We start from the raw sequence: 6,000 nt of genomic DNA, 5'->3' as shown, positions 1-6,000 counted from the left end.
AGTGTTAAGCTTCCTTATTTTCAGTGGGTTAACACAATGATAAGTAATGTAAAAAATTCGATACGCGGAACATATCATTCGATTAGCAAAAAGTATTTACCTCGTTATCTTGCCGAATTCTGTTTCAGGTTCAATTGGCGCTTTAACCTTAAAAAAACATTCGAACAGCTTATTTATTCATGTATCCGGGCAGCACCTATACCTGAGTATTTACTCAAGCTAGCTGAGATTCGATGGTAATCAGGAAGCCAGATACCCAATAAAATGCCGATAATTCCCGGCATCATCAGCGCTGTTTGCCAGCCGTAAGTTGTCGCCAGAAAAGCGGACAATATTGGGACGGTAATGCCGACAATATTGATGGAAGTATTCCAATATCCCCACCAGAAGCCCCGCTCATTGCGGGAGTACCAGTGTGTCAGCAATCTGGCGCAAGGCGGCCAGCCCCATCCCTGAAAGAAGCCGTTCAGTGTCCAGATGATCAGCAGTGCGGAAAATGATGAGCAGAAAGCAAAGATAATGTTTAACACGCCTGTCATCACTAATCCGGCGCCCATAAACCAGCGATAACCGGTGTGATCATGAAATACGCCAGAAATAAATTTTGAGCCGCCGTAAGCCAGATAGAACAGACTGGTTATCCAGCCGATATGCCCTTTATCCAGTCCTAGTTCCAACTGCATAACCGGCATGACAAAGTTGAAGCTTTTTCGCGTCAGATAAAATGCGGCATAGCCAATAATCATGGAAATCAGCAGGCGGCTACGCCAGCGGCGATAGTGTTGTGAAATCTGTTCCTGGCTGGTGGCTTGCATACCCGGTTCCTCCATGAAAAAGGGAATGTAAAGAAAAATTAATGAAAATGGATGAGGTAAGGTTTTAGGCAACTAGGAATAATTCTTAGTTATGCTTGATTTTCATCAGAATTTGTGGGCAGGTTAACAGTTATGCGTGTGCCGTTATCATTACTTAATTGCCAATCTCCTCCTAATGCACGGATACGTTCTTCAATACCCTGGAGGCCAAATCCGCCTTTTCTTTTGTCTTCTGTAATGCCGATGCCGTTATCACTGATTCTGAGTTCAATCACATCCCGGTGCTGCCGCAGGATGATAGCGATTCGAGTCGCTTGAGCATGCTTGCTGATATTGTTCAGTAACTCTTGAACCAGACGGTAGAGGGTAAAAACCACCGTTTCATCCGTTGGATTTTGAGGAAGCTGGTAATTCAATTGGCAATCAATATTTTGTTCTTTAAACGCAAATTCATGGATCAAATGGTGAAGTGCTTTTTCTAAAGACATCTCTTCCAGAACCGGTGGGCGCAATTGGCGTAATAATTGACGCGTGGATTGATGAATCTGTTGGGCAAGATGATTGATCTGCTCTGCGATCATTTCTGTTGCCGGGGTGGTGGCGGTACGTTTTATCAGCGTTGCCTGAATTTGAATGGCGGTAATATTCTGACCAATTTCATCATGTAACTCGCGGGCAATGCTTTTACAAACGTCTTCTTCTGTGTGAATCAGTTTCTTCATCAGGGTACGGCGGGCGGTTAACTCCCGTTCTAGCAGTTCACGGTAACGTTGCAAATTTTCAGCGAGCTGTTGCTGACGGCTGATTGCTATTCCCAGACCTATGCCTAATAAGGACTGAATGGTCAGGAACATTTCCAGTTCGCCTAAATCGTTAAAAGTACCACTGAATTGACGAGCTGACGTGATCATGAGACTGCCTAACAGAGCTGCCAGCACGCCGCCTTGCCAGCCATAACGGTAGGCCATGAAGACATTGGGGATAAATATGAGAATGATTAAAAGATTCTCAATTTCTGGCGACATAAAGATCTGGGCGCTTAACCCGAGTAAGCAGAATAGACAACACCACATCAACAAGGAAGGGCGTAGCTGCGGATCAGGATCGCTCGGTTGCAGCATATTTCTCAGATGTTGCTGACGCAGGTATTCATAGATCAGATAAACAAAAGGTGACAACAAAACGCCGCCGGTTAACGAGGTGAGAAACAGATGGCTGGCGCCGGCAGTCAGCGTAAACCCCAGACAAACAGCCTGCAACACACTATTGGCGGCTACACCGGCCAGCAGAATTGAGAGCCGTTGCCAATACAGGGTATAGCGCCCCCAGAATTGTTGCACGATAAGGGCAGGTATTAGGCTGAGAAAGGGTGATAACAGAATGATATTGTGAGTAATAAGTTGTTCGCTGCCGAGCCATAGCAGAATAATAATCTCAGTGGTTAATAAGGTGGGTAAGTAACGACTCCCCAGTAGGATAAACAGTGCCAGCCGTAACCCTTGCGGCAAAAGCAGAACCGCTTGTTGCCCGTTATCATTCAGATAGAAGCTGATGGTCCACAGAGCAAGCCAGCTCAGTGAATAGAAACACAGCAGAAAGAGTGATAACAGGCCAAATCGTGATCTTCTGTTCATGAGTTCCCCGTTAGAATCTGGTGTTGCAGGGCGTAATGAACCAGATCAATGGTGCTATCGCACTGGAGTTTGCTAAGAATATTGGCACGATGAACATGAACTGTTTTATGGCTGAGATTGAGTTGTTCCGCGATAGTTTTAACATTGATGCCATTAATAAGTAGAGAAAATATTTCCCGTTCTCTGGGCGTCAGAACTTGCAGTGCTTTAATCTCTTGTGGTGTCTGACGCAGTGCTTTTAGGGCATCGGCACACAAGTAGCAACCGCCTTGATGTACGGAGCGTACTGCCTGTACTAATTCTTCCGGGCCGCATCGTTTGGTGAGATAGCCGCAGGCGCCGGCATCCAGCGCACTTTGTACAAATGCCGTGGTGTCATAAATACTGAGAATAATGGTACGAAAATCAGGTTGTTTTTGCCGTAACCGGGTGAGCAGGTGCAAACCACTTTCATCGGGCATATCGATATCCATCACGGCGACGTCAATCGGGTTTCTGAGTAAACCCAACCAAGCTTCTTTGGCATTGGCGTATTGCCCGGCGATTTCAATATCCTTTTCAAGCGCGAGTAATTGGGCAAAGCCGGAACGGACGACTACGTGGTCGTCAATAAGTGCAACTCTAATCATAAGTTTTCGTTAATGGATAATGGTTAATGAAATAATTTATATGATGTGCAGGAAAAGCAGGTTGTGCAAATTAATCAACTAAATCTGCAAGAAAGCTAACAAATTTAGCAAAAACCGCCGTAAATCCTCGCATTGGGCTAGGATTTACGGGGCAATTGTTAAAAAAGCCTTTTTTATCTGTCAGTGTGGTTTTAAAAGCGGGAAGAGAGGCCAGGCTAACCACGAAAAAACAGGTAAAAACTTTAATCATCAAGAGTAAAAAGCAGTGATTAAGGATTTTTAAAAGCGGGTAAAAAGCCCGATGTCATGCTGACCTTGGAAGAGAAAACATCAGAAAAAACAGGTTTCAAATTGATTAAATAAGGTGAAAAGATGACAGTGTTAACCTAATAACAATAATATATCCTAGCAAAACATTTAACCGTATTAACCACATTAAACCAATTTCTTTAAATAAAAGATTTTGCCTGACTGCAATAAGTTTACGAAAAATCAGAGACTATAATTGTAGAAAACCGAGCGGCTTTTAGATTAACCCCAGAAAAGCAAGAATGTTTAGCAACATTAAAAATGATTAAAGAGATGGGCGTTAATCTTAATACCGTTAGCCGTTCTGCCACCCTCACTGGTTTTAAACCTAAAAGATCAAATACAGAAAAAGGAGAAAATAGAAAACAGAAAACCTAAATATCAGTTTAATGAAAATAAGAACGTTAAATACGGTTCAGTAAATGTAAAAACCATTAAATTTACCACAATCAATATAATCAATGGATTAATCAGACAATACTTTCCAAAGGGCACCGATTTTAATGAAGTCTCTGAGCAGGAAATCAATTTTGTGATAAATCGATTAAATAATCGCCTCCGAAAAACACGGGGTGGGAAAACACCGAATGAATTATTTAAGGGGATACGAATATGTTTACTTCCAGATTAACGATGTTGCACTTATTATGTGAATCTAGGCTATATTATTTATATTAAATTATTAAGGGTGTTTTTAATATTTTAATTTATTATCTAATATGGATTTAATTATTTCCTGCCGAGAAATGAGATGGTTATTTATTTTGATAAAATAATTATTTTACCAGAATCACTGTAATTCAATAAAAGTTTGGTCTATTGATTAAAGTAATCCGAAAGATCTTTCAGATCTCTCGGATTACTATTTATCTTTAGGCTTAATATTGGGTGATTGGCTGATAAAATCCTTGAGCAAGGAGGGATTTTGAACGTTTCACTTTTTACCTGAGAATGGCTATTTCTCAGATTCAGAACAGCCATAGCAAAATATTACCAGTTTCTCTTCATCAGGCGGTCAATACTGAATTTACCTGGGCCTGTGATAGCCAGTAACAGATAACCTCCACCGATGGTCAGGTTTTTGAGAAACATAGTCTGGTTCATGCCTTCAGCAAAATTGCCGTGGAAGAGTATTGCAGTCAAAATACAGAAACCAAAGGTAAATAACGCGGTGGTACGAGTTAAGAAACCAAATAGAACGGCCAGACCACCACCCAATTCAAGTAAGATCGTCAGCGGTAATAGAAAGCCAGGGACGCCCATAGCATTCATATATTGCTGAGTGTCTGCGTAGGAATCACCTAATTTTCCATAACCTGCAACGATAAACAGAATCGGCATTAAAATGCGAGCCAGTAATAGGGCGCTATCTTCAAATTTTTTCATTAACAACTCCAGATATACAGGTAAATCACGATGGCTTGTTTGATGATTAGCTTGTACCAACCGAAAACAGCACAATTTGTTAATCATTAACGGATGGAATGTATACTAAAGAGAGATGAACTTAGTTGTAAGTAAGGATTATTAACAATTTTATACAAAGTTTTTGAATATAAGCAACCGGAGTGATCATCAACGAGGGATATTATGAAGAATTATTACCATTTTCATTTCAATAGTCGAATGATATAGCGTGACAAATGATAAAATTTCACAGGATGACGAAGACTATATAAGGAGATAGCGTGGATTGCGGGTCGCAGATAGGGTTTTAATGACAAAAGCTTTTGCCAGCTTTTGTCATAAGGTTCAGTGAAGTTCTTCCAGAGCTGTGTATTGTTGGAAAGTTCAAGTCGTTGTAGCTGGATATTTCTGAGTAGCTGCTGTTTTCTCAGCTTTTTTTCCTGACGTTGTTTACTCATTACTGTAATCCTCCAGCATTGCTCGGTCGATCTTGAGTTGCTCGCGAGTAGCGCTAAGTAATGTTGAACTTCTCGCTTTCCTTATGGTCCATATAAGGCCAATGAGCGCCAGAACGAGTAGTGTGCCAGTGGTGCTTGCTAATACAGTAAAACGCCAGTTGGGATCGACAGCCCAAAAAATCATAACAAGTAAACACATGAGGCCGAAAGCGGTGAATAGTAATGTCAGGCTGGCTATGACTATCAGCTGTATCAAAGTGGCTTTTTCTTTTTCCAACTCTACAACGATGAGTTGTAAACGCGTTTCTACTATCTCGACAACAACAGTAGCAATACGTTGGAGAATATCAAGGACCCCTTTACCGGGGCCTTGAGATTTGGATGAGTTACTCATATTAGCGTTTAGCTAATAATACACCTAATATGGCACCAACCGCAGTACCTATACCGATGCTTGTCCACGGCTTATCATGAACGTAGAGATCGGCACGGCCCGCCATATCTTTTGTTTTCTTAACAACCATATCGCTGGCATTACCGAGTTTAAAACGAGTATCTTTGATGACTTCCTCTACTTTGTTGCGAAGTTCTTCCAACTCAACTTTGGATTTATCACCAGAGCTTTTGATCACTTCTTCCAGTGTTTCTGCAAGTGATTTTAGTTCAATGCGTAGATCTTCAGTATTTTTCATCTGTGACATGTAGATTACTCCTCATTTAAGGTGTGTATATTTGACTTATTTAGTCG

The 6,000-nt window shown here is 41.4% G+C and carries 7 protein-coding genes and 2 pseudogenes; 2 read left to right on the top strand and 7 right to left on the bottom strand.

Features of this window, described 5'->3' with window-relative positions; genetic code table 11:
- Nucleotides 1-240, top strand: a 240-nt coding sequence (locus EAE92_RS10430) for a transposase (RefSeq protein ID WP_214066812.1), incomplete at its 5' end; no start/stop codon positions are given.
- Nucleotides 241-245: 5 nt separating this feature from the next.
- Here EAE92_RS10430 and EAE92_RS10425 read toward each other — a convergent pair.
- From EAE92_RS10425 to EAE92_RS10415, 3 genes and pseudogenes are all read right to left on the bottom strand, one after another.
- Nucleotides 246-815, bottom strand: a pseudogene (locus EAE92_RS10425) (MFS transporter); the annotation flags it as partial.
- An 89-nt stretch (nucleotides 816-904) separates the two neighbouring features.
- On the bottom strand, nucleotides 905-2,449 hold the full coding sequence (locus tag EAE92_RS10420) for an MASE1 domain-containing sensor histidine kinase (RefSeq protein ID WP_214068021.1): 1,545 nt from the start codon (nucleotides 2,447-2,449) through the stop codon (nucleotides 905-907).
- On the bottom strand, nucleotides 2,446-3,078 hold the full coding sequence (locus EAE92_RS10415) for a response regulator transcription factor (protein ID WP_065390150.1): 633 nt from the start codon (nucleotides 3,076-3,078) through the stop codon (nucleotides 2,446-2,448). Before EAE92_RS10415 ends, EAE92_RS10420 begins: the two co-directional genes overlap by 4 nt.
- A gap of 766 nt (nucleotides 3,079-3,844) precedes the next feature.
- On the opposite strand from EAE92_RS10415, the pseudogene EAE92_RS10410 reads away from it, so the two are divergent.
- A pseudogene (locus tag EAE92_RS10410) lies at nucleotides 3,845-4,018 on the top strand (IS30 family transposase); the annotation flags it as partial.
- Nucleotides 4,019-4,377: 359 nt separating this feature from the next.
- On the opposite strand, the gene EAE92_RS10405 reads toward EAE92_RS10410, so the two are convergent.
- From EAE92_RS10405 to EAE92_RS10390, 4 genes are all read right to left on the bottom strand, one after another.
- On the bottom strand, nucleotides 4,378-4,773 hold the full coding sequence (locus EAE92_RS10405) for a DoxX family protein (RefSeq protein ID WP_214068020.1): 396 nt from the start codon (nucleotides 4,771-4,773) through the stop codon (nucleotides 4,378-4,380).
- Between the two features lie 224 nt (nucleotides 4,774-4,997).
- Nucleotides 4,998-5,252 carry a YqjK-like family protein gene (locus EAE92_RS10400; RefSeq protein ID WP_214068019.1) on the bottom strand — a complete coding sequence of 85 codons (255 nt, stop codon included), beginning with the start codon at nucleotides 5,250-5,252 and terminating at the stop codon, nucleotides 4,998-5,000.
- Nucleotides 5,245-5,646 (bottom strand): phage holin family protein, encoded by a 402-nt coding sequence (locus EAE92_RS10395; protein WP_214068018.1) that lies wholly within the window; start codon nucleotides 5,644-5,646, stop codon nucleotides 5,245-5,247. The genes EAE92_RS10400 and EAE92_RS10395 overlap by 8 nt, the downstream gene beginning before the upstream one ends.
- Nucleotide 5,647: 1 nt before the next feature.
- The gene (locus tag EAE92_RS10390) at nucleotides 5,648-5,953 is read right to left on the bottom strand and encodes an ElaB/YgaM/YqjD family protein (RefSeq protein WP_036780342.1); all 306 of its coding nucleotides are present in this window, start codon (nucleotides 5,951-5,953) and stop codon (nucleotides 5,648-5,650) included.
- Nucleotides 5,954-6,000 lie beyond the last annotated feature (47 nt).

Source organism: Photorhabdus hainanensis, from assembly GCF_018448965.1.
In the GTDB taxonomy this organism is placed as follows: domain Bacteria; phylum Pseudomonadota; class Gammaproteobacteria; order Enterobacterales; family Enterobacteriaceae; genus Photorhabdus; species Photorhabdus akhurstii.
Note: the sequence above shows the minus strand (reverse complement) of the source record. Positions and strands in the feature narration are given on the sequence as shown.